The following is a 25,391-nucleotide window of genomic DNA, read 5'->3' on the forward strand; positions in this document are numbered from 1 at the left end:
CGGGATGGGGAGGGGGAAGCAAAATCGATGGGAGTGGTGCGGGCGGCGCGTCTAGGGAGGCCCCGGCGCGCGGGAGCGCGCCGGAACTGGCCGAACTTGGCGTGCAACCCGGTCCTGTCGATTATGCTTCGGGAACGAAAGGGCGGGTGCCCTTGGTGTTCCCCCCGGTGGCAACTGCCACTACTGACGGGGCGCGGCCCTGGGCCGCTCGATCCTATGTGGCAGCTGACAGACTACTAGGCGCGCGGCCCTGGCCGCTCATTTTCAGCGCTCGCGGTCCTTTGATTTCTCGGCCGCCTGTGTCGGTGATTTGCCTTCGCGCAATGTTGCGGCGACATGCGCCTTTGCGCTTTCGACGATCTGCGCCAGCTGTTCCTTCGATGCGCCGCGCTCGGTAGCTGTGGCGACGCGCTTATCAATGGCCAGCTGGAATTGCGCGAACCTGGCATCGGCCCGGTTCTGCTCAGGCGAGTTTTTCTCGAATTGCGCGGCAAGGCGTAGATCAACCTGACTGACGCCGGGAGGCATGACTTGCAGACGTAGCACGCGATCGGCGGCCTGAATGTCGCGGTCGGTCATTTTCGAAAGGAAATCAGCAGTGCCCGCGCTGATGGCGCGGACTCGTTGCAGCGGGTCCATGCCCTCGGACCAACTGACTTCGATTTGATGATAGCGGCGCTGTTCGATCAGTTGAAGGTGGTGCATCGGCCCTTTGGGATCACGGAAAAAGGCGAGTTCCTGCGCAGAACGGGCGGCTAGCTGGCGCATGTCAGCGGACGTTTCCGCGATCCGGTTAAGCTGCTCATACTGCCGCGACGCAACGGTTTGCGCAGTAGGTAAGTAACGGCTGATCTGATCCTTGGCTTGCTCGATGCTCATAGCGCGCCGTTCGCCAGCTGGCATGAGAGATTCCATCGAGGGCGGAAACGCGATGCCCGCTGGCCCGCGCGCTGGCTCGACGCGGCTCTGTTCGAGGGGCATGGCATCACGGATAACTTTGGCGAGGGAGGCGTGATTTCCGGTATGGAAGCTATCGCGGCTCGCCTCCATCCAGTCCTTCGGCCCCATTGCCTGGATCGAGACGAATTTTTCGGCCGCAAGGGAATGTAGCTGCAAGTGCAGCCGCATGGTACGACCATTGCCCTCACGGAACGGATGAACGGCATTTAATTCGGAGATATGCCGTCCCATGGTATCGGCAAAGCGATCACGATCCATCGACTTGAGGGTTTGGAGGTCGGGCAGCTGCTTAAATTCGTGCTCCATGCTGCGGGCAATGAAGTGCGCTCGCGCAAAAGTGCTGCCGGGTTTGCTTATGTCCACAGTCCGAAAGCGCCCCGCCCAATCATATACATCCTGAAACAGATGATTGTGCAGTTCGCGATACTCGCGCGCATTCGTCGCCGGCATGGCGCGCTGCACAATCAGCTCGCCATGCCGGACAACCGAGAAGAAAGCTTCTCGCTCCTTGAGAATATTATCGTCGCGGATTCCCAGCTTGTTCCGAAGAACGTCGCTGTTACGCCAGGTGTAAGGGTCGCTCACCAATCATGCAGCAAGTTTCTGGCGGGACAGAACATCACGGTTGTAGTCCTGCGCCAGACCAATCGCCACATCGACGGGAATTTGGGTTTCGACCAACAGCAAACAAAAAGAGTGGTCATCCGAAACCAATTCAAGTCCTTCAATCTTGCAATTTGCGATTGCTTCGCAATAAGCTGCCATCACGTCAGGAATGTCTTCCTGCCGACGCGGCTCATACCCCATCGCCTTGATGCGATTCCTGTAGGTGTCGATGATATTTTCCATTTTGCACCTAAAAACGACCTGCTCCCGCCCATAGTTAACATGTCGGGATTTGTATATAAACCACATTGAGTAGCCCCCCATATTTCACTTTCCTGAAATGAGACGCCGCGCAAGCGCGGCGTCTCGTGCATTTTGCGGGGCGGGGCATTCAATCCGCTTGGTCGGTCATCATCGCCAACAGGTAGTCGGCGGCGTTCTGCGCCTCGCGGGCTGCCTCAAAAATGGCGCGCTTGTCGTTGCGGAGCGCGGTCAACCAGTGCTCGATATACGCGGCATGGTCTTCGCGTTCCTCGACCTTGAAACCGACAATCGCGCCGATGAAGGATGCGCCCAGCTCGGCCACGAGTTCGTCCCTCGCATAGTCGGCGCGACTCGTTGAAATCAGGGTTTTTCGGTTGAGGCGGCTTTCATGCCCTGCATGATGCACGGCCTCATGCGCAAGCGTGGCATAGTAGTCGTCGGCGGAATGGAACGCTTCAAAAGCGGGCATTTGGATATAGTCGTCGCGGGTGTGGTAATAGGCTTGCGATCCGCCGATGCGAACGGTTGCGTCGATGCGAGAGAACATCACTTCAAGCTCAACGTCGCGGGTTTCGGGATTGGTGATGATCGGGGCGGGCGCGGGATATTTGCCGTCCAGTCCTTCGACCTGATCGGCATTGAAAACCGTGTATCGTTTCAAGAACGGAATGGCGCGCTCGTTGTCCGTCTCGGAGTCTTTCACGACAAGCTTGTTGGCATAGACAATGGTGGTTCCCTTGCTGCCCTTCCTGACATTGCCGCCCAGCTCCAACGCCTGTTTGAAGGTCAGCCAATAGGGCGAGGCGAAGCCCTGACGCATAGCGCTGGCCCAAAGGCTGAGGACGTTGATCCCACGATAGGCGACCCCATTGTGCCGGAGCGGAATGGTCGGCCCACCGCTCCACGGCTTCACCCACGGCTTGGTGCCCGCTTCCAGCATCGCAAGAATGTCGTCGGTGACGGCCTGATAAATGTCGATCCGGTTCGTTTCCTTAGCCATTTTTCACTCCTTTAGGCGAAGCCGCTGCCTGCGGCCTGCGGCTCTGACCCGCTGGCGAAGCGCGGGATGGGGAGGGGGAAGCAAAATCGATGGGAGTGGTGCGGGCGGCACGGCTAGGGAGGCTCCGGCGCTCGCGCGCGCCGGAACTGGCCGAACTTGGCGTGCAACCCGGTCCTGTCGATTATGCTTCGGGAACGAAAGGGCGGGTGCCCTTGGTGTTCCCCCGGTGGCAGCTGCCACCACCGGCAACGCGCGGCCCTAGCCGCTCATTATACGCGGCCGATTTTACCGGCTGCGTTCTGTAAAATGGGTGCGGTGGCAGCTGCCACCGCCCCGCAAGTTTGCGGGGAGCGCGGGAGTGAAGCGCGCTCCCCATGCCGTCATGCCGCTTGGCTTTCGCTATCAGCGGCATCGGGCAAGGCAGAGGGTCGAAGGGCGGGGGGCAGGATGCGCCGCCCCGCAAGGCGCTCGTTGACCGTCAAGGCAAGATCAGAGCGCTTCATGGTCTGGCAATTCTCTGCGGCGTCGTTGCCGCAACCTTCGGCCAGCAGCTTCAAGAGCGTGGCCTTGCTAAGCTGGTCATAGAATACCTGATTGGGTTCCCACTTGTCGGCCATGTCGATCTGCGCGGCCCCGACGATCTGCGCCAGCTGGCGGTCGCGGTCGCTATGGAACGAAAGGCTCGTGATCTGCGAGGCCACGCAGTAGGCCAGCAGCCGCAATTTCGCTTCGCTGTCCATCTGGCGCATGTCGTCCAGCGTGGGTGTCTCGGCCAAGCGGGCAAGATCGGCCCCCGCGATTTCGTCAATGTCGGCAATCGTGGAATGGCCCATGATCGCCTCGTCAACATGGAAGCGGTTCTTCTCGGCGGTGATTTCGGCGGCTTGTTGCCACGAATAGGAGTTGCCGCGAACCTGCCCCAATAGGCCCGTCAAGAGCACGTCCAGCGCCAGCTCCGGGTCGCTGGCAAGGGCTTCCCGAACCGCCATCGTGCGGATGCCGCCCAGCTGATCCATGACCTTCTGCGAGTAGTCGGGCCGGGGAGGCTTGGGGCCATCGGCGGCGGTGCCCTTGGCGCTGCGCGTGAACGCAACCTGTTCGATACCGTCATGCCCGATGAAGACGATAAGCGAGTGCTCGGCCTTCTGCTCGGCGGTGAAGACGCGGCAAGCCGATACGATAGCGTCCTGCTTGCGGGTCAGGGCGCGCAACTCGTCGTCATAGTCGTGCTCGTCCTCGTCCACCTCGCTTTCCCGCTTGGCGATTGCCGCCTCGATCTCGACCAGCTGCGCGGTTTCTTCCTCGGTCGGATGGCGCTCGCCAGCGGGTTCCAGATGGCCGCGCATCCAGTAGGAATCAGGCCGGTAGAGCTGCCCTTCTGCATCGCGCCAGCCATCTTCGCGCGCCGCCTTGGCGATGGCGTCGAGCCGATCTTGCACAAGGTCCATGACAAGGCCCGCATCATCGCAATAGCGACGTTCTCCGAAAAGATCGGTGGTGAAGGTGCCGCCTGCGGCGCAATAGGCTTCCTCGCCTACAATGCGAAAATGCTTGTCGGTATCGGCAACCTTCTCCTGGGTGAGCATGGCGCGGATTTGGTGGGCGTTGTCGCCGGTGCGCTTGAAAACCTCAAGCTGGCGGTCCTGATCGTCTGTCAGCGCGAAAGCCTGCGCCGCGCCCATGCCGATTTCGTCTTTCTGGAAGGCTTTGAGAATGGTCGGGTGCAGCGCCGCCAGCTTCAACACGCGGCGGACATAGGCGGGGGAGACGCCGAACGATGCTGCAACATCGTCAACGTCTTTGCCGCTGTCGATGATCGCCCGATAGGCGGCGATGGCATCGGCGGGGTGCATGTCCTCACGCTGCGCGTTCTCGGCAAGAGAGATTTCCAGCGCCTCGTCCTTGCTGCGGATTTCAACGGGAACCTCGAAAGTGCCGGGGATGGTCTTTGCCTTCTGCAACAGCTTCAAGGCCCGGTAGCGCCGCCCTCCAGCGCAAATCTTGATCTTGCCGTCCTCATCATAGCCGATCAGGTTTTGCAGCACGCCCCGCGCCTGAATGTCGGCTGCGAGGGCTTCAATTTCCTTGGGCTTCACCTTCCGCACGTTGAGGTCGGAAAGCGCCAGCTTGTTCAGTTGGATGGTCTGGATGGTCATTTTTCACTCCTTTAGGCGAAGCCGCTGCCTGCGGCCTGCGGCTCTGACCCGCTGGCGAAGCGCGGGATGGGGAGGGGGAAGCAAAATCGATGGGAGTGGTGCGGGCGGCGCGACTAGGGAGGCCCCGGCGCGCGTGAGCGCGCCGGAACTGGCCGAACTTGTCGAGCAACCCGGTCCTGTCGATTATGCTTCGGGAACGAAAGGGCGGGTGCCCTTGGTGTTCCCCCCCGGTGGCAGCTGCCACCACCGGCAAGGCGCGGCCCAGGGCCGCACATTTAGCGGCTAGAGAATGGCGAGAGCGAGAACCGCAACGATTGATCCGCACAATGCGGACAAGAGCATCAGGCGTGTCGTCGCGGCATTGATCGCGATCGCAGCGCCGGCACAGGCCCATAGCAGCGCAATCGTGGGTCCAGCGCGGTAGATAAGGAAGCCGATATAGCTGTTCGGCAGGAGCCGCGGATAATCGACGATCAGGCGTGCAACGATACCGCCGCCTGCGAGAATGAGCGCGGCGATCAGCCATGCCGCGATTGCCTCGACGCGCGGCGATGCACTGTGCCTGGGCGCGGCCTGCATCGTCGTTCGCATCGCATCATTCATGCTAATCTTCCCTTATAGCCCTGACCGTCACCCGAATGGGCGGAGACGGCTTTGCTGGCTCCGTGGAGCCGCGCGGCGCAGCCGTGGGGTGGAATAGGGCAGGTTCCCGGCTCCGATCATTTGCACTTGTTCGGCAACTGGCCCCTCTCGATCGCCAGATTCCTCATCGCCTCGTAATCGACACCCCAAAGGCCTCGCCGCTCGTCGGCTGCATCTTTCATGAAACGGGCATAGGCCAGCCCTGAATGTTGCCTGTAATCAACGGCATATCCATGGCGCACCATCGTTGCCGAAACAGATGCCCCATTCGACCGAAACCGGCACGACAGGTTAGACCGGCCCCAGCTTGTCCGCCGCGTGTTGCATATCGGCTCGATCGTCAGCTTTTCGTCCTGAAAATCGCTGGTGCAATCCATGCCGCCATTTTGCTTCACCAGCTCTTCCAAATAGAGCTGCGCTGCGATCTTGGGCACATTGCCCTTACCGTCCTCATCCGGCGCATCGATTCCCGACAACCGCACCCGCTTTTTATCGAGCGTTTCGAGCGTATCGCCGTCGATAATGCGCGGGTTCTCGACGTGGATCGAAACTGGCTCGCTATTCCTTGCTTGCATCTGATTGAACAGCGCACCGAACGCGAAAACAGAGAGAATCGGCAACGCGATTTGCTGATTTCGCGGCCATTTTTTGAAACCTCGGATCAGCACCTGGCTTTCTCCTGAAGAATGTCGTTCCAGTCCATCGGCGCCGGGGCTGGCGGGAGGATGATTTTCAATTCGCGGTCGTTGGCAGTGAGGTGGCCGCGCGCGTCCTCTATGGCCTGTGCCGCTTCCTGGCCGTGTTGCGAGTAGATGACGATTTTGCGGATGCGTTCGGGGATCGCGATCAGGCCATAGCGGCGAATGCCGCCCGCGCCCCATACCTTAAATTTCCCGGCGCTAAGCTGGGACACGGAAACGGCTTCCTCGAAGCCTTCCGCGAGGCGCAGCACGTCGCCGGGTGGCTGGCCGCCGATCCGCATGGCGGCATGTCGGACCAGGCCAAGCGTCAATTTCGCCTCGCGCAGCGCCGCATGGTAGCGTTTCTCGCCGGTTGCTGGATCGAGCAAGATCCGCTGCACGGCGATTATGCCTTCATCGGCCTCGAACGGCACGAGAAGGGCAGGATGCTCTTCGCGGGCATCGGGCGGGCCAACGATGCAGCGCGGTGCGAAGCGAACCTTGAGGCCGGTCGGGTCGATTGCGCGCGAACGCAGATAGCGTTCAGCCGCGGTGCCCGCGATCGGCACGGCGGAATCCCATAGTTGCAGGGCGAGCTTCCGGCGCGAGGGTTCAGGCGCGCGATCGACCGTCTCGCCGCTGGTGTGACGATTGATTTTGCGGCTGTTGAGCGCGGACCATACGGCTTCCTGGCTGCAACCGGCCCAACATTTGAACAGGACGGCCTTCTTGCCGGGGGTGACTTGGAGCGACGGATTGCGGTCGTTGTGGGCTGGGCAGCAAACCATGCCATATGAGCCGCGCCAGTGGCCGCCCATATCCGCTACGATCCGACGTGCGCGTGCTTCGACGTCCATCTGCATCGAACTTCTTTCGTCAACGGTATCCCTACATTGGGATTTATACACATTTCACGGAGGCGGGCAAACGGCCGGGATATATGCCAATATCGCGCATGGCCCGACTAGGGCCATTCAATATAAATATCTCCGCCGGTTATCTTCACTTGCGGATGACTCACGTTCTTTCGCCTCAATCGCTTCGCCCAAGCTGGCGAGAATATCGGCCAGCTCGCGCTTGTCCCGCTCTTCACGGGTTAGCTCCCATAGGGGCAGCTGATCCCTCATGCGCTCCATGTCGCGCGCCGCCTCGATCTGGCGATACTGTTCGCAAGCGGGGGCTGGGTCAGCCGCGATGCCGCGACGGCGGCGAGCGGCGAAGATTTTGGAGAGGAAGGCGGGGAAGAGGAAGCGATAGGCGTTCGTGGCCTGCTTGATGCGCGGGCCAGCGCCTTGCGCTTCTTGATCGGGAACCGGCTCGTAGCGCCGGAACCAGTCGATAATGCGCGCCTCTTTGAGGCGCGAAAGCGTCTGAACGACGCAATTTTTGCTGAGGCCGGTTCCCTCCATGATGGTGTGAAGGCTGGGGAACAACGCGCCGGTGCTATAGTCGATGACGCGGGCCAGGAACTCGATAATCTGGATGCCGGCCTGTCCGATCGCACCGTTACGAATGCGCGGCGTGGTTGTCCGCCGCTGCGCGAGCGTCTGCCGCTCGTAGAGCTTTGCGGCTTCGATCATCTCGCGCATCTGGCGAGCATTGCGGATCGGCGTGTAGGCCTTCGCCCGCTTCTCGTGGCCTACGGCGATGCTGCCGGCCCAGACTTTGACGCGCGGTTTTTCGGCACGCGCTAGCAAGGCGCGGTCGATCTTGGCGAGGCCAGTGCTACGCAGCACGGCGCCTATGGAAGTGGTCATGCGGACCTCCCTTCGTCGGTCCCGCGAGGCCAAGCGCCATCGCTCCCGAAAGCACGCTTTCGAGATTGACTTTCGCTGCCGCACCACCGATAAAGGGAGCCAAGTTAGACGCGCTCACCTTCGGTGGCACAAACAGCCCTCGCTCAGCCAAGCGAGGGTTTTTTGTTGCCCTGTCGCCTCGGGGAGCCACCCCGCACGCAACAGATGAATCGCCGACTCCAAGGCGGAATCAGCGCGTCATAACTGGCTCAAGTTTAAGGGGTTGGCAAGAATAAGCGTGCGCGCACGCTTATAAGGCCCAGTCGGCCCCAAGCTGCGATTTTGGCCAAGTCGGAGAACGTTTTGGGAACGTGGCATTCGGTATTGACGATGGAAATCATAGAAGAGGACAGTTCGCTCCATCATAGGGAGTGGGTTGATGGATCGGAGTATTCCGGGCGGGGATTTGATCGGACGATGGAGCCTGAGCTTTGCCGATATTGATTTTGTAAATTCGAAGCCGGCCCTGACGCGCCTTGGCCTCGCCGCGCAGCTGAAATTCTTCGCTTCCCTGGGGTTTTTCGCGATCGATCCCGGCTCAATCCCTACCGATGGCCTCTCGTATCTGGCCGAGCAACTCGGTGTCGAGGCTGGCGAGATAGCCGGTTATGACTTTTCCAGTCGGACAGCACGACGGCATTGTGCGGAGATCCTGATCCATCTTGGATATCACCGCATGAAGCGGGTGGATCGCGCGCAATTGACGGAATGGATTGCTGGCGAGCTGTGCCCGGGCGGCCAGTCGATCAATGCCATGCTTGAGCATGTTTTCCTGTGGTGCCGGGACCGGCGTATTTATGGGCCGTCGCGCAAGGAGCTTGAACGTGTCGTTCGCTCACAACGGCAAGATTATCTGGACACCTGGCTGATCGGAGCCAGTGATCGGCTTTCGTCAGATGCGGTGGCGTTATTGGAAGCCTCGCTTGCCGATCCGGACAGCTCGACCGGATTCAACAGGATGAAGGGTGACGCCGGACAGGCAACGCTCGACAACATTCTCGACGTGACCGAGAAACTCGCCTTTATCCAGAGACTTGATCTTCCCCATGATCTCCTGACGGCTACGGGCAAGCCATGGGTCGATCAGATTGTTCGCCGCGTTGCCGGTGAAAAGGCCTCGGAGATGCGCCGGCATGCGCCGGCGCGACAGCTCGGCCTTTATGCGATTTATCTAATGTCGCGGGAGGCGCAACTCACTGACGCGATGATCGACCTGCTGATCGAAACCGTTCACAAGATCGGAACGCGCTCGAAACGCAAGGTGGTGGGCGATATCGCGAAAGACATCGAGCGGGTCTATGGAAAGGAGCGCCTGCTGGTCGAGATCGCCAGCGCCTCGATCAATGAACCATCGGGGCGCATCTGCGATGTCATTTTCCCGATCGCCGGTAAGGCCAAGCTGGCGGCGATCGTCAAGGAGAGCGGCGGGGCGCGGCGGCGCATCCGGGGTGTCAGGGGAGCGTGAGCGGACCTCCCTTCGTCGGTCCCGCGAGGCCAAGCGCCATCGCTCCCGAAAGCACGCTTTCGAGATTGACTTTCGCTGCCGCACCACCGATAAAGGGAGCCAAGTTAGACGCGCTCACCTTCGGTGGCACAAACAGCCCTCGCTCAGCCAAGCGAGGGTTTTTTGTTGCCCTGTCGCCTCGGGGAGCCACCCCGCACGCAACAGATGAATCGCCGACTCCAAGGCGGAATCAGCGCGTCATAACTGGCTCAAGTTTAAGGGGTTGGCAAGAATAAGCGTGCGCGCACGCTTATAAGGCCCAGTCGGCCCCAAGCTGCGATTTTGGCCAAGTCGGAGAACGTTTTGGGAACGTGGCATTCGGTATTGATCGGCGCAGAGCGACAGCCTACCTCTGACTGCCGCCAATCTTTGCAACAGAGCCTCAGGCGGCTGCTGCGAAATGGTGGTTGAGCATGCCCATGGCCTCCGTCAGCGCCGAGGGCCCAATGCCAAAAGCTCTCTCCACAAGGCGCACCTCGCCCCTGATGCCGGGCTGCAGGCACCAGGGGCGAGCCTGTCCTTTGCGCAGGGCTCGCATGACTTCGAATCCCTTGATCGTGGCATAGGCCGTGGGGATCGATTTGAAACCGCGCACCGGCTTGATCAGTATCTTGAGCTTTCCGTGATCGGCCTCGATCACGTTATTGAGATACTTCACCTGCCGGTGGGCCGTCTCCCGGTCCAGCTTTCCTTCGCGCTTCAATTCGGTGATCGCTGCACCATAGCTCGGCGCTTTGTCGGTATTGAGCGTGGCAGGCTTTTCCCAGTGCTTCAGGCCTCGCAGGGCCTTGCCCAGGAACCGCTTCGCTGCCTTGGCGCTGCGGGTCGGCGACAGGTAGAAATCGATCGTGTCGCCCCGCTTGTCGACTGCCCGGTACAGGTAGGTCCACTTGCCCCGCACCTTGACGTAGGTTTCATCCAGGCGCCAGCTCGGATCAAAGCCACGCCGCCAGAACCAGCGCAGCCGCTTCTCCATCTCCGGGGCGTAGCACTGGACCCAGCGATAGATCGTCGTATGGTCGACCGAAATGCCGCGTTCCGCCAGCATTTCCTCAAGGTCGCGATAGCTGATCGGATAGCGACAATACCAGCGCACCGCCCACAGGATCACATCACCCTGGAAATGGCGCCACTTGAAATCCGTCATCGTTCCGTCCGTCCAATCTCCGCCAAGCATGCTCAAGCTTCACGATTTTTGCAACAGAGCCCGCCGGGCTATCCTTCCAGCGCTCGGGTATCCGGCCTTCCTTGATCGCCGCTTTCTCCTCCTCAGTATTCCGCTGCTTCGGGGCTGGCACCACGGTCGCGTCGATGATCTGCCCGCCCATGGCAAGGTACCCCCGATCCGTCAGGGCCGCATCGAAGCGGGCGAAGAGCCTGTCGATCGCCCTGGCCTTGACCAGCCTCTCGCGGAACAGCCACACCGTCGTCGCGTCCGGCACGGTGCCGTCGAGCCCCAGGCCCAGGAAGCGCTGGAACGAGAGGCGGTCCTTGATCTGGAATTCGGTTGCTTCGTCCGACAGCGAGTACAGCGCCTGCAGCACCAGGATCTTGAACATGAGCACCGGGTCGAAGGGCGGGCGACCACCCTTGCCGCGAGGACTGCGACGCAGCGCGGCAACCAGCGGACCGCGAAAGACCTCAAAGTCCACGACCGCTGCCAGACGCTCCAGCGGATCGCCCGCCGCGCTCAATGCTTCGTATCGGTTCGAAAGATCGAAGAAACAATGAATCAGATCAGGCCCCGATTTGCGAGGGGTTTTTGGAGGTGCCCATCTTTCCCATGGTGACGTCGTTTGGCGCCGTTGCCTCCGGTTCGATGTGCAGGGTCGATCCTGTACTGCCGGCGCCCCTCTAGCTAGAAATCGACTTCTAAGCCAACGCCGACGACCCGCGGTTTCTCATAGAGAATATCCGTGGCCAGCGCACCTTGCCTGATCTGCTGGGCCGCTTTCGAATTCGTCAGGTTGGTCCCCCAGATCGAGAGCTTCAAGTTGTCGGCTGCCTTGAACCATATTTCTCCGCTAGTCATCGTATATGGCTTCTGCGAAAAACGATTAAGAAAGTCATAATAAACCCGCGAACTGTAGAAGAAATTCGCTGATGCCCCGAATTCCCGGCCAGCCAGTGTCGTGGTCCAGTCCGCGCCGAGGTTCGCCGTGTACCGCGGGGCCCTGATAAGGGTTTTGCCGGATGCATCGTTCGATGTGACGATGTTACCGCCGGTCGGCCGGGGAATGAAGTCCTGAGCTGCGGGAAATTTATCATAAGTTCCATGATTGTATGCGACCGATCCGCGAACGTTCAGGCCCTGGGTCGGTATGACATTGATTTCGAGTTCCCCGCCATAAACCTCAGCGCTTGCCGCATTTTGCAGAACGTAAGCGTTGCCATCGGGGGTACGCGCCTGCACCTGAAGGTTCGAATAATCATAGTAGTAAAGAGAAAGGTTGGCACGCAGCGAACGGCTGAGATCCGACTTCACCCCCACTTCTGCAGCCTTGATCTTCTCCGGCTCCACGGGCACCGGAGAAGTTGCCGCCACATTGTATACGCCGCTTTTGAAGCCGGTTCCGTAGTTGGCGAAGATATTCGTCGTATCAGTAATCTGGTACCTGGCGGCTACTTTGTAGGTGAAGTTACTGAAAGTCTTGTCAACCCGACCGTACGGCAGTTGTACGCCGTTCACGGATTGCTGGAATTCCCGCTTTTCGGTCGTGTAGCGGCCGCCTGCGGTCAGGAAGAACTTATCAGAGATCTGGAGCGTCCCCTCCGCGAAGCCCGCCAAAGAACCGGTTTCGACCGCCGGATTAAGTATTGTACTGATCAACGGCTGGCCGATTCCTCGTGCATTGGCGAGATCGATGTTTGGGATTGTCGCGTCGAGGTGAAAGGCATAAACCCCGACCAGCCAGTTGAACTTCTCGGAGTTCGTGGACAATACTCGAATTTCCTGGCTCTCGGCCTCGATATTAAGATCGAACTTGATATAACCCATACTTATATTAGTCGAATCTACGTCAGCGTGCTGCCTACCGGTATTATGCATATAAGCGGTTGTCGATTCGATATTGAAATCTTCGAATTCAAACTTAGCCCGAAGAGAGGTACTGAACCTTTCGTAATCAATCCTAGGCGTAAGTGATAAGGACGATTCCCACGGGCCGTCCGGAAGGATCACTCCGGGCGCCAGCAAGGCAGCGGTATTGTTATTCAGAGGTTGCGTGGCATTAAGGGTACTGTTCTGTCGGGTGTAGTTTGCGGTCAAAACAAACTGCGTGGTCCCGTTGGGCTGGAACAGAAACTTGCTTCTCAGATCCACGACGTCGAGACCGCCCAGCTTTCTTCCGGTCGACAGTTCCGGGATGTATTCTTCGGTCTTCCGGTACATGCCGGCAAAGTCGATCGCGAGATTGTCAGTTAAGCCGGTCGTCGCATAAGCGCGAAGGTTGTAATCGTTCGAACTGTTGCGCAGCCAGCCGACGCGCGACGAAATGCGCGCCCGAGGCGTAAAGCTTGGGTCGGGCGTGATAACGTTGATTAACCCCCCCGTCGCGTTGCGGCCGAAGACGGTTCCCTGCGGCCCGCGCAGCACTTCGACCCGTTCGACTTCGACCAGTTCAATCGAGTTCGAGAAAGCATCGGGTTGATACACACCGTCCACGTAAGTAGCGACATTGGGCTCGTCACCGACGGACACGCCGCCGGAACCGATACCGCGGATCACCGGCTGGATGACAGAGGCGGTTCTGTTGCCGGTAAAACCCGGCACGACTTGCGTGAGGCTGCGAGCATCGACGATGCCGGCGCCGGCGAGAGACCTTCTGGTTATAGCTGTCACAGTGACCGGAATTTGCTGCAACCGCTCCTCGCGGCGCGTTGCGGTGACGACGATGTCCTCGATCCCACCTCCTTGCTATGCATTGGATGGAGTGTTGGGCGATGATGGTTCACCACTCGTTCCCGCGTCTTGCGCCCATGCTGGTTGCACTACGAAAGACGCAGCCATAAAAGCGCCGGACGTTAATAACAAATAATTGGACCTTCCCATTACCTTTCTCCTATAATTTACTGCGTATTTTTTACCTAATTGTGGCCTTCTTCCTGATAATCCGCTCACTATTTCAAAACGCCGCAAAAATATTCAATAACTGGCGAACTCGTTACAGGCATTCGAAAAATCCTCATTCAAGGGACCTGTTACTGATTTCCCCTACCAAAATGGAACGTGAGCGTTGCTCCTCCCGTGATTGGATCGCCGTAAATCACATTTTCACCGAGCGTGGTCAGAAGGATGGTCCTGTAATAGCGCTGATCTGTCAGGTTGTTGCTCCATATCGTCAGGTCCCAGCGGTCGTTGGCCGGTGCGAAGGTGACAGAGGCATTGAGCAGTTCATACGCCGACTGGCGCGAGCGGCCCGAGGGTTCGAAATTGTAGCCGTCCGTATGGAACAGGACGCCGTTGAGCCGAAGCTCGTTCTCACCGATATTGCCGCACGTCGCTGTAGACCGGTTCCGCATAGGCGACCTCGAACGGCTTGGAACGCGAACCGGACAACGTGGCGGACAGCTCATCGGACGGCCGTTTGGTAACGATGTTGATGGCGCCGCCGGTGGCATTACGGCCATAGAGCGTGCCCTGCGGCCCGCGAAGCACCTCCACCCGTTCGACATCGAACAGTTGCTGCGTCGTGCCCGCCGAATAGGCGATATAGACGCCGTCGATATAGGTTGCGACGCTCGGCTCGGAATTGGCCGTCCGGTCGCTGCCGACGCCGCGCAGGAATGGCTGGGGGAAACCACCGCCTGTCGACACCGTCAGACCCGGGGTCACCAACGCGATCTGGTCGGAATTGGTGATGCCGCTCTGCGCAAGTCTCTCGCTCGACAGCGAAGTGACCGCCAGCGGTACGCTTTGCAGGCTTTCGGACCGGCGCTGGGCGGTGACGACGATCTCCTCCAGCCCCGCGGAATCCGTCTCCGCCGGGGATGGGTTCGACGACCCAATTGAGGATGATTGCTCCCCGGGCGCTCCGGTATCCTGCGTCATGGCTGGATCGGTCGCGAAAATGAACGTGGTTATTAGCGCAAAGAAAGCAGCTATGTTATGATTTCGCATTCCTTCCCCCTTTGGTCTTTTGCTTGTTAAAGGCGTTAATTTCTCCGTATCGGACTCAGTTTCCCAGTATCAGGCCACTGGTCGGAACCCCGCCACCCGACGTAACCAGGATGTTCTCGAGTCCGACAACCTGATTGATCGCGCTGCCACGCACCTGACGGACCGCTTCGGCGATGCCGTTCATGCCGTGGATATAGGCCTCACCAACCTGCCCGCCGTGGGTATTGACCGGGAGGCCGCCGCCGATTTCAATGTTGCCGTCCCTTATAAAATCCTTTGCTTCGCCACGATTGCAAAAGCCGCTGGCTTCAAGCGCGGGAAGTATGGTCGGTCCGAAGTGGTCGTAGATGATGGCGGCGTCCATGTCCTTTGCCGAAAGACCGCCCATGGCATAAAGCTGTTCGGATACGATGCGGGTATCCTCAAACGGAATGATATCGTTACCGTAGAAGCCCATGAGCGGAATATTGCCGCGGGCGGCCCCCTGCGCAGCGGCCCGAACCATTACCGGCTTGGTCTTGAGGTCGCGCGCACGCTCCGCCGACGTCACGACTAGTGCGACCGCACCGTCGCTTTCCATGCAGCAATCGTACAGGTGAAGCGGATCGGAGATCGTCCGGCTACCGAGGTAATCGTCAAGCGTCAGTTCCTTGCCGTAGAAGAAGGCTGCCGGATTGACCGCCGCGTGCTTGCGGGCTGCTATTGCGACATTGGCGAAGTCTTGTCTGGTGGCGCCATACTGGTGCATGTAGCGGCGGATCATCACCGCAACAAACGAAGCGGCCGTCGCGAGGCCATGCAGCGTGTGATAGTGGGTCACTTCGCCTTCGGCTGTCGGTGCGCTCGGCAGCGGCCCGCCGAAACGATACTGCGATCGTTCATTCATGGCCCGATAGCAGACCACTGTCGAAGCGAGTCCGCTGGCGACCGCCAGCGCAGCCTGCTGCACCACAGCGCAGGCACCGCCGCCCCCAAAGGGTATCCGCGAAAAGAAGGTCAGTTCGCCCGCGCCGATCGCGCGCGCGATTTCCACTTCGGAAGTGTTGTCGGCCCCCATCGTGCACAGGCCGTCAACCTGAGACGCCTCGATGCCCGCATCCGCGAGCGCGGAGCAAACCGCTTCGGACGCCAGGCGGAGCTCGCTTCGGCCCGAATTCTTCGAGAACTCGGTAGCGCCAATGCCTGCGATGGCAGTCTTGTCTGAAAGCATGATGCCGTCCCCTTCATCCGCCCGATCTATGCCGGACCAAAACGAAACGACGCCCGCCCGTTTCGTTCTATGAACTCAACCTGCACGGGATTGTCGATCGCGATCGAGTTTATTTCCATGCCGTCGAGGCCGGCCACAACCCGAACGCCTTCTTCAAGCTGAACCACGCCGACCGGATGCGGCAGGACAAACCCTTCGAGGGGCGGGTGATGGTGGACGGCGAAGCTGAACACGGTGCCGCGCCCGCTCATCCGGACGGGCGCCCATTCGAAGCTGCCGCATTGTCCACACATTGTCGAAGGGGGATTGCGGATCAACGAGCACTGCGAGCAGCGTTGCATCAGCAGTTCCTGCCGCGCGAGGCCTTCGTAAAAGAACGCAAATTCCCCGCTCGATTGATGCACGCGCATTCTCCCGATATTATATCTTTATATGTTCGATTCACCAATTCGCGATATTCATTCAATATTCCTATTTCCTATTGTCGTATAGTTTTCTAGCGCCGGTTTGAATTTTCGATTAGAGAACCCCTGAAGTGCGACGTCAAGCCATTTCTGACGCGATGTATACGAAAGTTCAAAGAATTTTGCTGATTCCCATTCAACTGCTTCGTCGAAATCCATTTCGACGGACCGCTCGAATACACGCTTGATCGCGACAGCCGCGTGCCTGTCTTTTGCTGCCAACTCGGTGCTCAGCCTGTCAATCTCGCCGCTCAGATCTGCAACCGGAACCACATGATTGACCAATCCGATCTCCGCCGCCTTGTGACCGTCGAACACCTGCCCCGTCAGGAGGTAATAGAGCGCCACTTTGCGTGGCAAGTGCCGGGCGACCATCCAGGTCAGACCTGCACCGGGGATGACGGCGAAGTTGATTTCCGAAAGGCTGAAACGCGCGTTCGAGGCAGCGACCGACAAATCGCAGAGCCCCGCGACCAAAATGCCTCCGCCCACGCACCAGCCCTGAACCGCCGAGATCGTGATGCCGTTAAAGTGGCGAAGACGCTTCATCCACGACAGCGCCAGATCCATCGTTCGCATGAACATGTCGGAGTCCCCGAAATTCCCAAGCAGGAACTCCTCAAGATCCATGCCTGCGCAGAAGTTGTCACCTCTCCCGACAATAACGATAAGCCGTACATCGCCCCGGCGCTCCACCTCGTCCAGCGCGGAGTGCATGTCGGCATGAACTTGCGGAGACATCGCGTTGCGCTTTTCGGGGCGATTGAACGCGATCGTTGCTCGCGCTCCATCGAAACACAGGTCGACGGTCGGAAAAGTTACGGCGTTCATGTCGTCTCTCCCGTTGCGGCCCGGCCGACCCCGGTCTCTTCGCGTGCCCGCGCTTCATCCGGTTCACCGAAATAGCGATGATTATGCTCACCCAGAGCGGGTGAAGATGCCGTGGAGTCGGGCGTGTATCCGCTGATCTGTATCGGGAGTTCGAATATCACGTCTGACGACGCTATCCCGGCACAGCCCGCTTCCGCCTTTCCGTTCGCCATGGCTTCGGCTACGCTAAGCACGGGAGCGAAACAACAGTCGGCCTTCACCAGCAGGTTGCACCAGTGATCAAGTGGGTGCGACCCAAAGATTCCTGCAAGCTCGGACTTCAGCCAGGCTTGGCGAGTCTCGTCGAACTGGAAGGGCTGCAAGTCGGGCCTCTGCAGCGCCGCACACAGCCTCGCCCAGAACTTGGGTTCACCGGCCCCGACGGTCAGATGGCGATAGTCAGATGTCTGATATATCTGGTAGCAGGCAAAGCTCCCGTCGAGAAGCGAAGGCCCGCCGGCCGACATCGTTAGCGGCCCGATGTTCAGCGGCTTGCAGCATTCGGTCATGGACACGCCGTAGAACCGTCCCCGGCCCGTCCGTTGCCGCTCGACGATGCCGGTCAGCACCGCGATCACGGCGTGAAGAGATCCACCCATGACGTCCGCGATCTGGAAACGCGGCAAAACCGGCCCTCCGGTATCATCACGCAACTGATCCAGAAGCCCCGCGTATGCAAGGTAATTCAGATCGTGGCCCGCGAGATCGCTGAGGGGACCAGACTGACCATAACCGGTAATCGAGACATAGACGAGCGCGGGCTTGATAGCCGAAAGAGTCGCGTAGTCGATTCCAAGCTTCGCTGCTACGCCCGGCCTAAAGCTCTCCAGCACAACATCCGCTTCGCGCACCAGATCGATCAATCTTTCGCGTTCCACTTCCCTTGTCAGATCGAGCGTGACGCTGTGCTTCCCGCGATTGACAGCCCGGAAGAATGCCGATTGCCCGAGCTGCTCATCAGGTGCGGCGTCGAGCGGGCGGCGCGCGTAATCGCCGCCAACAGGATGCTCGACTTTGATTACAATCGCACCAAGATCGACCAGGTATTGCGTGCACATGGGGCCGGGCAGCAACCGAGTCAGGTCGACGACCGTAGTGCCATGCAGCGGCGCCTGCGCCATGGAGTTCATACCGTCCACGGCAGCCGATCCAAATTGTTCCGGAATTCCTGCCGTAGGGCAAACTTGTCGATCTTGCCGGTGACGCCTTTAGGCAAGTCTTCGACCGCCTTGTTGCTGCAGCTCATGAAGACCGCTAGCTCGGTGCCGTTGCTCTCGTCGACCACCGTCTCCGAGACTTCGAAGTCGAGCGCCTCGACGAAGATCTTGGTCGACCCGACGATGTCGGTGCCGTTGAGCGCGCAATGGTCGAAACGCTGCACGCGCATACCGCGCGGCTCGCGATGCCACACATCCGGATTCTTGGTCATCGGCGCCGTGTCCGAAATCTCCATGTCCGCATAGAGATCGAAGACATGCTTGGTCGGCGTCGTGAAACGGATCTTGCGGCCCACGCCCGGATCGGCACCAGCCGGGATCTCCTCGGTGCGAACCCCCATCGCATCGATCCGCTTCTTGAACACGTCGAGATCGCGGTCGCTCGCGACCTTGAAGCCGATCACGTCGAGACCGGGTGTGTCCGCCTCGCGCAGGATGATGCTGTGCCGATCGAATTCGTCGAAGCCGCGGAAGAAGGCGCGGTCGCCTTCGGTCTCGCCAACCTGATCGAGGCCGACGCGGTCACGATAGTGAGGGATCGCCTGCTCCATATCGAGGACCCGCATCTGGACGTATCCGGGCCTCAAGACTCCTGTGACAGCCATGTTCAACTCTCCTAATTTGCTAGCTCGTTCTAGCCGTTGAGGCCCTGTTTTACAAATTCGGTGACGAGGCGATTGAAGCTCGCCGCCCGCTCGATCTGCACCCAATGCCCGCAATTGCCGAAGGCATGCAGATCGGAATTCTTGATCAATTTCACAAGTCTTTCAGAAACTTCGAGCGGAATCACCTGGTCGAGCTTGCCGTGAAGGATCAGCACCTCGTGCGGGATCGCCGCGACATCCTCCTCGTTGCTGCACAGCATCTTGAGGTGGTTCTGGCGCGGTTTCGGGCCGAACGTGGCCGAATAGGGTTCGGCCGCGCCGGGACGCTTGCTGGCCTCGTAGCGAGACTCGATCAGCGACTCGGTGATGCGGCTCGGGTCGGTCGAGAGATAGGCGATCGTCTTGCGCATCATCTCCATCGAAGGCTCGTAGCCCCAGACGTAATCGAGGGCCTCGGTGATCGGGAACTCGACGCCGGCCGCGCCCATCAACACCGCGCGGTCAACGCGGTCGGGATGCGCGATCATGAACGCGATAGCCAGCGCGCCGCCGAAGCTGTTGCCGACCAGCGACGCCTTCTCGATGCCCATCGCATCGAGGAAGCCGGCGAGATGGTCGACCCAGATCTGCCGGTCCTTGATGCCGCCTGCCGGGGCGTCGGTGTAGCCGAAGCCGATCATGTCGGGTGCGTAGACGTGGAAGTCCTTGGCCAACTCGGGCAGGTTGGCGCGCCAGTTCGCCCACGCCGTCACACCGGGACCCGAGCCGTGGATCAGGAGCAGCGGCGGCCCCTCGCCCTGCTCATGATAATTGGTACGAACGCCGTTCACCGAGACGGTCTTGCCGATCTCGGGGATCGTAGCTTGTTTTTCCATTACTGCGTCCGACATGGAGATGACAGGAATTGACCTACAAGGGCGCGCCACCAGGAGGTCGTCTCACGGAATTCGCCGGAAAGGACCGGCTGTGCGCTCTTGTTTTAGTTGCACATAGAGGAACTCCTTACAAGGCGAATCTCGCCGTTCAGGCCCTCGAACACGTCGATAATCAGCGCTTGCGTGCTTCGCAAGCGCCGAGCCTGAAGCCGCGTTTCGACATTTTTCCCGATCTGGCTGATCTACGCTGTCGTTCAACCACTCCAAAAGCGGTTCGGGCCGGGGCGTTATCAGGCGAATCCCGTGCAAACCGTTGTCCTGATGCGGTTGCGGAGGTGGTCGAGTTGGACTAAGGCGCGGGGGGCGGGACCGGGCTGGGGTGCCGGGCTTGAAGTAGAGACAAGAGAGAGGATGAGCGCGATGTCGCAAGTGACCGAGCTGGGTTATATCGGTCTGTCCATATCGACGTTGAGGCGTGGAAGGATTATGCGGCGTCGATCGTCGGCATGGAGATCGTCGACGAGGGTGAGGGCGACCGCATTTATCTGCGGATGGACAAGTGGCATCACCGCCTCACGCTGCACATCGATGGCGGCGACGACCTGGCCTATATCGGCTGGCGGTTGCGGGTCCGTCCGAGTTCAACGAGCTGGTCGAGAAGCTGCGGCTCAACAACCTCGACATTCGCGTGGCGTCGTAGGAGGAATGCGCCGAGCGGCGTGTTCTGGGCCTGGCCAAGACGGTCGATCCGGGCGGCAACCCGACCGAGATCTTCTATGGTCCGCTGGTCGACAACTGGCGTGCGTTCCACCCGGGGCGGCCGATGTTCGGCAAGTTCATGACCGCCAAGGAAGGCATCGGCCACTGAATCTTGCGCCAGGACGACATTCCTGCCGCGGTGCGCTTCTACGAGATGCTCGGCCTCACCGGCTCGGTCGAGTACAAGCTTCCGCTTCCCGGCGGCATGGTGGCGCAGCCTTATTTCATGCACGTCAACGGGCGCCAACATTCGGTGGCGTTCGGCGCTTGGGCCGATGAAGAAGCGGATCAAGATGCTCGAATATACCGATCTCGACGATCTGGGGGTGGCGCACGACATCATCCGCCAGCGCAAGATCGACGTTGCGCTGCAGCTGGGCAAGCATTCGACCGACGAGGCTTTGACCTTCTACTGCGCCAACCGTCGGGCTGGCTGTGGGAGCTGGGCTGGGGTGCCAAGAAGGCGGACAACCAGCAGGAATATTACAGCCGCGACATTTTCGGCCACGGCAACGAGGCCGCCGGCTACGGGATGGACATCGAGCTCTAACCGAGCGTTTGAAGTCTTGGGCGATGGACGCCGGGGTCTTGATGATCCCGGCGTCCCAGCGACGATTGCGAGAAGGATGATATGAGCGAGCTGATTCGCCTGTGCCGAGTGGATGAGGTGAAGGAGGGCGAGCCGGTGGCGGCGCATGTCGCCGGGCTGCCGCCGTTTGCGGTCTATGATGTCGGGGGCACTTATTATGTGACCGACAACATCTGCACGCACGGCAATGCGATGCTGACCGACGGCTATCAGGACGGCGGCACGATCGAATGCCCGTTCCATGGCGGCGCGTTCGACATTGCGAGCGGGGCGGCGACGGTGTTCCCGTGCCAGATCCCGCTCAAGACCTATAGTGTCGAGGTCGACGACGGCTGGATCGCGATCCGGCTGGCATCGCCCGAAGCGGGCGCCTGAAATGGGAGCTGAGATGGGGGCACGGACGGGGTTCGAGGAAGCTGGGGCGCGCGATCTTCACCAGGAGGTTGAGGACTGGTGGCGCGCCATGCCGAGCTGATCGACGAGGACCGTCTGGAGGAATGGCCCGAGCTGTTCACCCAGGAGTGCGTCTACAAGATCATCGCGCGCGAGAATGTCGACCGCGGCCTGCCGATCGCGGCGATCTTCTGCGACAGCCGCAAGATGCTGGTGTGAACCGACAATTTAAGCTGCAATCTGCTTTGAACGCGGAATGCTGCCAACCGACAGATTATGCTGCAGCGGACGAGACTTCACACGCACCGTGATTGCCAGCCCGGGCGCAATTCTCATGATGGTTTTGAAGTCCCGGCCACCAGCTGCTCCAGCGCCTGCACCAGAGGCATTGCCGTGATGCCGTGCGGCTTCGGGTAGGCCATTTCTCCGGGGTAAATCAGCCAGCGCTTCTCGATCTCGAGATCGTCACAGGCAAGGTGAAACCCGCGCTCAACGCTGGGCGCCGTCGACCGCTTCACTTCGATGGCCACTTCGGGAACGCCGCCGGACACGAGGATGAGGTCTATCTCCGCACCATTCGCCGTCCGGTAGAAATGGGCATCGTAGCGATCGCCGACCGCGCCGATGATGTTCTCGATAACCATTCCTTCCCAGCTGGTGCCGGCGACAGGATGGGAAAGAATGTCGTCGAGCTTTTCGAGGCGCAGCAGGGCATGCAACAGCCCGCTGTCGCGAACATAGAGCCTCGGTGCCTTCACCAGTCGTTTGCCGACATTGGCAAACCAGGGATTGAGCCTGCGGACGAGGCCGAGATCACACAGGATGTCGATATAGTTGGCAACGGTCGGTGCCGAGATGGAGAGACTCCCCGCAAGGCCAGAGGCATTGAACAGACCCCCCTGCCCGTGGGCGAGCATCGTCCAGAGCCGGTTGATGGTCGCACTCGGCATGCGAGGAACCATGAAAGGCAGATCGCGTTCAACATAGGTGCGGATCAGGTCGAGCCTGCGGCGGAAGCTTTCGGTGTCGTTGGGCGCGGTCAGGCTCTCGGGAAAGCCGCCGCGCACCCACAACTGGTTGAGATCGTCCAGTCCGGCTGACCGCGCTTCGTCTGCGTCGATCGGACCCATGTCCATATAGGCGACGCGTCCGGCGAGCGACTCCGAACTCTGATTGAGCAGAATTCGGTTTGCCGAGCCGAGCAGCAGGAAATGACCCGCCCCCTCCCCTGCACGGCGGCGCTCGTCGATAACGCCGCGCAATGTCGAAAACAGATCCGGTGCCCGCTGGACCTCGTCAATGACGACAAGCTTGCCAACGCCTATCGTACGTAAATGTCACTTTCGTGCAGTGACCCCCGCTTCTCGCAAGGCTCGAGCGGCACCGTCGGCAACCGGCATATTTTCAGCATTGTCTCGCGGCCTATAAGCCCGAATATACCTGTACGCCGGTTCCCGGTCCGATCACGCTGCCTCCACGCAGCGGATGAGCCGGGTCAGGGTGATGCGCCGGCACGGCTCGGCCGTCGTTCCGCTCTGCGCCAACACGATCTCAACTTCACGCAGCTTGCCGATAATCTCTTCCGGCTTGTGCTTCTTGCTCGGCATTCGTCGTCCCTTTCGTGATCCAGACGGCTCTGTTGCAAAAATCGTGAAGCTTGAGCATGCTTGGCGGAGATTGGACGGACGGAACGATGACGGATTTCAAGTGGCGCCATTTCCAGGGTGATGTGATCCTGTGGGCGGTGCGCTGGTATTGTCGCTATCCGATCAGCTATCGCGACCTTGAGGAAATGCTGGCGGAACGCGGCATTTCGGTCGACCATACGACGATCTATCGCTGGGTCCAGTGCTACGCCCCGGAGATGGAGAAGCGGCTGCGCTGGTTCTGGCGGCGTGGCTTTGATCCGAGCTGGCGCCTGGATGAAACCTACGTCAAGGTGCGGGGCAAGTGGACCTACCTGTACCGGGCAGTCGACAAGCGGGGCGACACGATCGATTTCTACCTGTCGCCGACCCGCAGCGCCAAGGCAGCGAAGCGGTTCCTGGGCAAGGCCCTGCGAGGCCTGAAGCACTGGGAAAAGCCTGCCACGCTCAATACCGACAAAGCGCCGAGCTATGGTGCAGCGATCACCGAATTGAAGCGCGAAGGAAAGCTGGACCGGGAGACGGCCCACCGGCAGGTGAAGTATCTCAATAACGTGATCGAGGCCGATCACGGAAAGCTCAAGATACTGATCAAGCCGGTGCGCGGTTTCAAATCGATCCCCACGGCCTATGCCACGATCAAGGGATTCGAAGTCATGCGAGCCCTGCGCAAAGGACAGGCTCGCCCCTGGTGCCTGCAGCCCGGCATCAGGGGCGAGGTGCGCCTTGTGGAGAGAGCTTTTGGCATTGGGCCCTCGGCGCTGACGGAGGCCATGGGCATGCTCAACCACCATTTCGCAGCAGCCGCCTGATCGGCGCAGAGCGACAGCCTACCTCTGACTGCCGCCAATCTTTGCAACAGAGCCATTACACTTATTCAACGAGTTTCCATCGACCATTCTTGACCTGTACGATCCGCAAGGAGTCGGGGGTCAAGCCAATGTGGTCGGTCTCGTTCATCATCCGGAAATGCCCTGTCACACCCACAAAGGCGTTGCCTTTTTCGATGGCATCGCGAATTTTGGCGGGCTCGATACTGCCACTGCGCCGCACCGCCTCCCGGATGGCGAAGAACGAGTCATGTGCAATACCCGCAATGAAGGAAGGGGCTTCGTTGAATTTGGCGCGGTAGGCCTTCACATAGGACTGCACCACCGGTTGCTGGGGGTCGCTGGCCGGCAATTGATCCCACACAAGGATGGGGCCGTTGGCCATGATCATGTCCTCCGCCGCGCCGGCCGCCAATTTGACGAAAGCGTCCGACGCCAGCGCATGGGTTCCGTAGTGCGGCACGGTGATGCCGAGTTGCTTGTAGTTCTTGGTGGCAATCGCCGCCGGCTCGCCGAAGCCGCAATTGAAGATCGCCTGCAAACCCGGTTCCTGTCGCAGTTTGGTCAGCTGTACGGTCATGTCCGTGTCCTTGGCGTTGTAGGACTCATCGCGCAGAATCTTGACGCCTTTTCCCGGTGCCAATTTCTGCGCGAATGAGAGACAGGATCGACCGAACGCATCGCTACCGGCAATGATGCCGATGCTCTTGATACCGCGACCCAGCATGTGGTCGTACAGACGACTGACTACCATCGCATCGTTGTGGGCCAGTCTGAAAACGAACTTCTTGACAGGGTCGGTGATCACACTGCCACCGGCCAGCGACAGCATGGCGATACCGGCCCGTTCCACCAGCGGGACGGCTGACATCGTCGCGCCTGTCGTAGAGCCGCCAATGATGACGTGAACCTTGTCGTTCTCGATCAGACGCTTGACCAGCGTATTGGCGCGCGATGCATCCGATTCGTCGTCGTAGCCCTGGAACTCGACTTTGCGGCCATCGATGCCGCCAGCGGCGTTGATGGCTTCGACGTACATCTCGACGGTTTTCATGGCACCGCGCCCAGATAAGAAGCAGGGCCAGTGACGGACAGATAGGCACCGATTTTCAACGGCGGCTTGGTTTGAGCTGCCGCCGGCAACAAGACGGACACACACACGACGGCGGTAGCCATCAAACATTTCATGGGGTTGCGTAGTTTCAA

At 59.9% G+C, this 25,391-nt stretch carries 23 protein-coding genes and 5 pseudogenes; 6 read left to right on the forward strand and 22 right to left on the reverse strand.

Annotated features, from left to right (window positions below; genetic code table 11):
- Positions 1 to 264: 264 nt before the first annotated feature.
- The 8 genes from AC2S2E_RS18145 to AC2S2E_RS18180 all read right to left on the reverse strand — a co-directional run bounded on the left by AC2S2E_RS18145 (position 265) and on the right by AC2S2E_RS18180 (position 8,065).
- Positions 265 to 1,545 (reverse strand): Fic/DOC family protein, encoded by a 1,281-nt coding sequence (locus AC2S2E_RS18145; protein WP_059153630.1) that lies wholly within the window; start codon positions 1,543 to 1,545, stop codon positions 265 to 267.
- A 3-nt stretch (positions 1,546 to 1,548) separates the two neighbouring features.
- Positions 1,549 to 1,809 carry a hypothetical protein gene (locus AC2S2E_RS18150; RefSeq protein ID WP_022684640.1) on the reverse strand — a complete coding sequence of 87 codons (261 nt, stop codon included), beginning with the start codon at positions 1,807 to 1,809 and terminating at the stop codon, positions 1,549 to 1,551.
- Positions 1,810 to 1,957: 148 nt separating this feature from the next.
- On the reverse strand, positions 1,958 to 2,830 hold the full coding sequence (locus AC2S2E_RS18155; RefSeq protein WP_059153607.1) for an ArdC family protein: 873 nt from the start codon (positions 2,828 to 2,830) through the stop codon (positions 1,958 to 1,960).
- A gap of 380 nt (positions 2,831 to 3,210) precedes the next feature.
- Positions 3,211 to 4,986, reverse strand: coding sequence for a ParB/RepB/Spo0J family partition protein (locus tag AC2S2E_RS18160; RefSeq protein ID WP_059153608.1), 1,776 nt, complete (start codon positions 4,984 to 4,986; stop codon positions 3,211 to 3,213).
- Between the two features lie 282 nt (positions 4,987 to 5,268).
- Entirely contained in the window at positions 5,269 to 5,589 is a 321-nt protein-coding gene (locus AC2S2E_RS18165; protein WP_020819818.1) for a hypothetical protein, read from the reverse strand.
- A 116-nt stretch (positions 5,590 to 5,705) separates the two neighbouring features.
- Positions 5,706 to 6,296, reverse strand: a complete 591-nt coding sequence (locus AC2S2E_RS18170; RefSeq protein WP_020819817.1) for a thermonuclease family protein — start codon at positions 6,294 to 6,296, stop codon at positions 5,706 to 5,708.
- Positions 6,290 to 7,171, reverse strand: coding sequence for a DUF7146 domain-containing protein (locus AC2S2E_RS18175; protein WP_059153609.1), 882 nt, complete (start codon positions 7,169 to 7,171; stop codon positions 6,290 to 6,292). The genes AC2S2E_RS18170 and AC2S2E_RS18175 overlap by 7 nt, the downstream gene beginning before the upstream one ends.
- Before the next feature lie 111 nt (positions 7,172 to 7,282).
- The gene (locus tag AC2S2E_RS18180; RefSeq protein WP_059153610.1) at positions 7,283 to 8,065 is read right to left on the reverse strand and encodes a hypothetical protein; all 783 of its coding nucleotides are present in this window, start codon (positions 8,063 to 8,065) and stop codon (positions 7,283 to 7,285) included.
- A 418-nt stretch (positions 8,066 to 8,483) separates the two neighbouring features.
- Here AC2S2E_RS18180 and AC2S2E_RS18185 point away from each other — a divergent pair.
- Positions 8,484 to 9,548, forward strand: a pseudogene (locus tag AC2S2E_RS18185) (DUF4158 domain-containing protein); the annotation flags it as partial.
- A gap of 442 nt (positions 9,549 to 9,990) precedes the next feature.
- Here AC2S2E_RS18185 and AC2S2E_RS18190 read toward each other — a convergent pair.
- The 11 genes and pseudogenes from AC2S2E_RS18190 to AC2S2E_RS18240 form a co-directional block, all read right to left on the reverse strand.
- Positions 9,991 to 10,755: an IS6-like element IS6100 family transposase gene (locus AC2S2E_RS18190; protein ID WP_001389365.1), complete on the reverse strand. Its 765-nt coding sequence runs from the start codon at positions 10,753 to 10,755 to the stop codon at positions 9,991 to 9,993.
- Positions 10,756 to 10,831: 76 nt separating this feature from the next.
- Positions 10,832 to 11,344 (reverse strand): annotated as a pseudogene (locus tag AC2S2E_RS18195) (transposase); the annotation flags it as partial.
- Between the two features lie 122 nt (positions 11,345 to 11,466).
- Positions 11,467 to 13,470 carry a TonB-dependent receptor gene (locus AC2S2E_RS18200; RefSeq protein ID WP_449328999.1) on the reverse strand — a complete coding sequence of 668 codons (2,004 nt, stop codon included), beginning with the start codon at positions 13,468 to 13,470 and terminating at the stop codon, positions 11,467 to 11,469.
- Positions 13,471 to 13,808: 338 nt separating this feature from the next.
- Positions 13,809 to 14,129 (reverse strand): hypothetical protein, encoded by a 321-nt coding sequence (locus AC2S2E_RS18205; RefSeq protein WP_449328998.1) that lies wholly within the window; start codon positions 14,127 to 14,129, stop codon positions 13,809 to 13,811.
- Positions 14,089 to 14,658 carry a TonB-dependent receptor gene (locus AC2S2E_RS18210; RefSeq protein WP_449328997.1) on the reverse strand — a complete coding sequence of 190 codons (570 nt, stop codon included), beginning with the start codon at positions 14,656 to 14,658 and terminating at the stop codon, positions 14,089 to 14,091. Before AC2S2E_RS18210 ends, AC2S2E_RS18205 begins: the two co-directional genes overlap by 41 nt.
- 124 nt (positions 14,659 to 14,782) lie before the next feature.
- Complete coding sequence (locus AC2S2E_RS18215; protein ID WP_208634557.1) at positions 14,783 to 15,937, reverse strand: lipid-transfer protein; 1,155 nt, start codon at positions 15,935 to 15,937, stop codon at positions 14,783 to 14,785.
- Positions 15,938 to 15,963: 26 nt separating this feature from the next.
- Positions 15,964 to 16,347 (reverse strand): Zn-ribbon domain-containing OB-fold protein, encoded by a 384-nt coding sequence (locus AC2S2E_RS18220; protein WP_208634558.1) that lies wholly within the window; start codon positions 16,345 to 16,347, stop codon positions 15,964 to 15,966.
- Positions 16,348 to 16,395: 48 nt separating this feature from the next.
- Complete coding sequence (locus AC2S2E_RS18225) at positions 16,396 to 17,232, reverse strand: enoyl-CoA hydratase-related protein (protein WP_208634559.1); 837 nt, start codon at positions 17,230 to 17,232, stop codon at positions 16,396 to 16,398.
- The gene (locus AC2S2E_RS18230; protein WP_226949247.1) at positions 17,229 to 18,401 is read right to left on the reverse strand and encodes a CaiB/BaiF CoA transferase family protein; all 1,173 of its coding nucleotides are present in this window, start codon (positions 18,399 to 18,401) and stop codon (positions 17,229 to 17,231) included. The genes AC2S2E_RS18225 and AC2S2E_RS18230 overlap by 4 nt, the downstream gene beginning before the upstream one ends.
- Positions 18,398 to 19,039 (reverse strand): VOC family protein, encoded by a 642-nt coding sequence (locus AC2S2E_RS18235; RefSeq protein WP_208634561.1) that lies wholly within the window; start codon positions 19,037 to 19,039, stop codon positions 18,398 to 18,400. The genes AC2S2E_RS18230 and AC2S2E_RS18235 overlap by 4 nt, the downstream gene beginning before the upstream one ends.
- A gap of 83 nt (positions 19,040 to 19,122) precedes the next feature.
- A complete protein-coding gene (locus AC2S2E_RS18240) occupies positions 19,123 to 19,968 on the reverse strand; it encodes an alpha/beta fold hydrolase (protein WP_226870502.1) in 846 nt (281 codons plus the stop codon).
- 29 nt (positions 19,969 to 19,997) lie between these two features.
- Between AC2S2E_RS18240 and AC2S2E_RS18245 the strand changes: the two genes are divergently transcribed.
- From AC2S2E_RS18245 to AC2S2E_RS18260, 4 genes and pseudogenes are all read left to right on the forward strand, one after another.
- The gene (locus tag AC2S2E_RS18245) at positions 19,998 to 20,321 is read left to right on the forward strand and encodes a hypothetical protein (protein WP_208634563.1); all 324 of its coding nucleotides are present in this window, start codon (positions 19,998 to 20,000) and stop codon (positions 20,319 to 20,321) included.
- Between the two features lie 67 nt (positions 20,322 to 20,388).
- A pseudogene (locus tag AC2S2E_RS18250) lies at positions 20,389 to 21,277 on the forward strand (VOC family protein).
- A gap of 81 nt (positions 21,278 to 21,358) precedes the next feature.
- On the forward strand, positions 21,359 to 21,691 hold the full coding sequence (locus AC2S2E_RS18255; RefSeq protein WP_185210326.1) for a non-heme iron oxygenase ferredoxin subunit: 333 nt from the start codon (positions 21,359 to 21,361) through the stop codon (positions 21,689 to 21,691).
- A gap of 75 nt (positions 21,692 to 21,766) precedes the next feature.
- Positions 21,767 to 21,922 (forward strand): annotated as a pseudogene (locus AC2S2E_RS18260) (anthranilate 1,2-dioxygenase); the annotation flags it as partial.
- Positions 21,923 to 22,041: 119 nt separating this feature from the next.
- Here AC2S2E_RS18260 and AC2S2E_RS18265 read toward each other — a convergent pair.
- The gene (locus AC2S2E_RS18265) at positions 22,042 to 22,971 is read right to left on the reverse strand and encodes an ATP-binding protein (protein ID WP_244858183.1); all 930 of its coding nucleotides are present in this window, start codon (positions 22,969 to 22,971) and stop codon (positions 22,042 to 22,044) included.
- Between the two features lie 231 nt (positions 22,972 to 23,202).
- Positions 23,203 to 23,316, reverse strand: a pseudogene (locus AC2S2E_RS18270) (IS3 family transposase); the annotation flags it as partial.
- Positions 23,317 to 23,402: 86 nt separating this feature from the next.
- Here AC2S2E_RS18270 and AC2S2E_RS18275 point away from each other — a divergent pair.
- A complete protein-coding gene (locus AC2S2E_RS18275; protein ID WP_001389365.1) occupies positions 23,403 to 24,167 on the forward strand; it encodes an IS6-like element IS6100 family transposase in 765 nt (254 codons plus the stop codon).
- A gap of 61 nt (positions 24,168 to 24,228) precedes the next feature.
- Here the strand turns inward: AC2S2E_RS18275 and AC2S2E_RS18280 are convergent, their stop codons facing one another.
- A complete protein-coding gene (locus AC2S2E_RS18280) occupies positions 24,229 to 25,239 on the reverse strand; it encodes an ABC transporter substrate-binding protein (protein ID WP_208634564.1) in 1,011 nt (336 codons plus the stop codon).
- Positions 25,240 to 25,391 lie beyond the last annotated feature (152 nt).

Source organism: Novosphingobium sp. 550D, assembly GCF_057401885.1.

Coding starts and splice junctions, on each gene's coding strand:
- AC2S2E_RS18150 (WP_022684640.1), bottom strand. CDS start 1,809: ATGGAAAATATCATCGACACCTACAGGAATCGCATCAAGGCGATGGGG.
- AC2S2E_RS18155 (WP_059153607.1), bottom strand. CDS start 2,830: ATGGCTAAGGAAACGAACCGGATCGACATTTATCAGGCCGTCACCGAC.
- AC2S2E_RS18160 (WP_059153608.1), bottom strand. CDS start 4,986: ATGACCATCCAGACCATCCAACTGAACAAGCTGGCGCTTTCCGACCTC.
- AC2S2E_RS18165 (WP_020819818.1), bottom strand. CDS start 5,589: ATGAATGATGCGATGCGAACGACGATGCAGGCCGCGCCCAGGCACAGT.
- AC2S2E_RS18175 (WP_059153609.1), bottom strand. CDS start 7,171: ATGCAGATGGACGTCGAAGCACGCGCACGTCGGATCGTAGCGGATATG.
- AC2S2E_RS18180 (WP_059153610.1), bottom strand. CDS start 8,065: ATGACCACTTCCATAGGCGCCGTGCTGCGTAGCACTGGCCTCGCCAAG.
- AC2S2E_RS18190 (WP_001389365.1), bottom strand. CDS start 10,755: ATGACGGATTTCAAGTGGCGCCATTTCCAGGGTGATGTGATCCTGTGG.
- AC2S2E_RS18205 (WP_449328998.1), bottom strand. CDS start 14,129: ATGCGGAACCGGTCTACAGCGACGTGCGGCAATATCGGTGAGAACGAG.
- AC2S2E_RS18210 (WP_449328997.1), bottom strand. CDS start 14,658: ATGACGCAGGATACCGGAGCGCCCGGGGAGCAATCATCCTCAATTGGG.
- AC2S2E_RS18215 (WP_208634557.1), bottom strand. CDS start 15,937: ATGCTTTCAGACAAGACTGCCATCGCAGGCATTGGCGCTACCGAGTTC.
- AC2S2E_RS18220 (WP_208634558.1), bottom strand. CDS start 16,347: ATGCGCGTGCATCAATCGAGCGGGGAATTTGCGTTCTTTTACGAAGGC.
- AC2S2E_RS18225 (WP_208634559.1), bottom strand. CDS start 17,232: ATGAACGCCGTAACTTTTCCGACCGTCGACCTGTGTTTCGATGGAGCG.
- AC2S2E_RS18230 (WP_226949247.1), bottom strand. CDS start 18,401: ATGAACTCCATGGCGCAGGCGCCGCTGCATGGCACTACGGTCGTCGAC.
- AC2S2E_RS18235 (WP_208634561.1), bottom strand. CDS start 19,039: ATGGAGCAGGCGATCCCTCACTATCGTGACCGCGTCGGCCTCGATCAG.
- AC2S2E_RS18240 (WP_226870502.1), bottom strand. CDS start 19,968: ATGGAAAAACAAGCTACGATCCCCGAGATCGGCAAGACCGTCTCGGTG.
- AC2S2E_RS18255 (WP_185210326.1), top strand. CDS start 21,359: ATGAGCGAGCTGATTCGCCTGTGCCGAGTGGATGAGGTGAAGGAGGGC.
- AC2S2E_RS18275 (WP_001389365.1), top strand. CDS start 23,403: ATGACGGATTTCAAGTGGCGCCATTTCCAGGGTGATGTGATCCTGTGG.
- AC2S2E_RS18280 (WP_208634564.1), bottom strand. CDS start 25,239: ATGAAAACCGTCGAGATGTACGTCGAAGCCATCAACGCCGCTGGCGGC.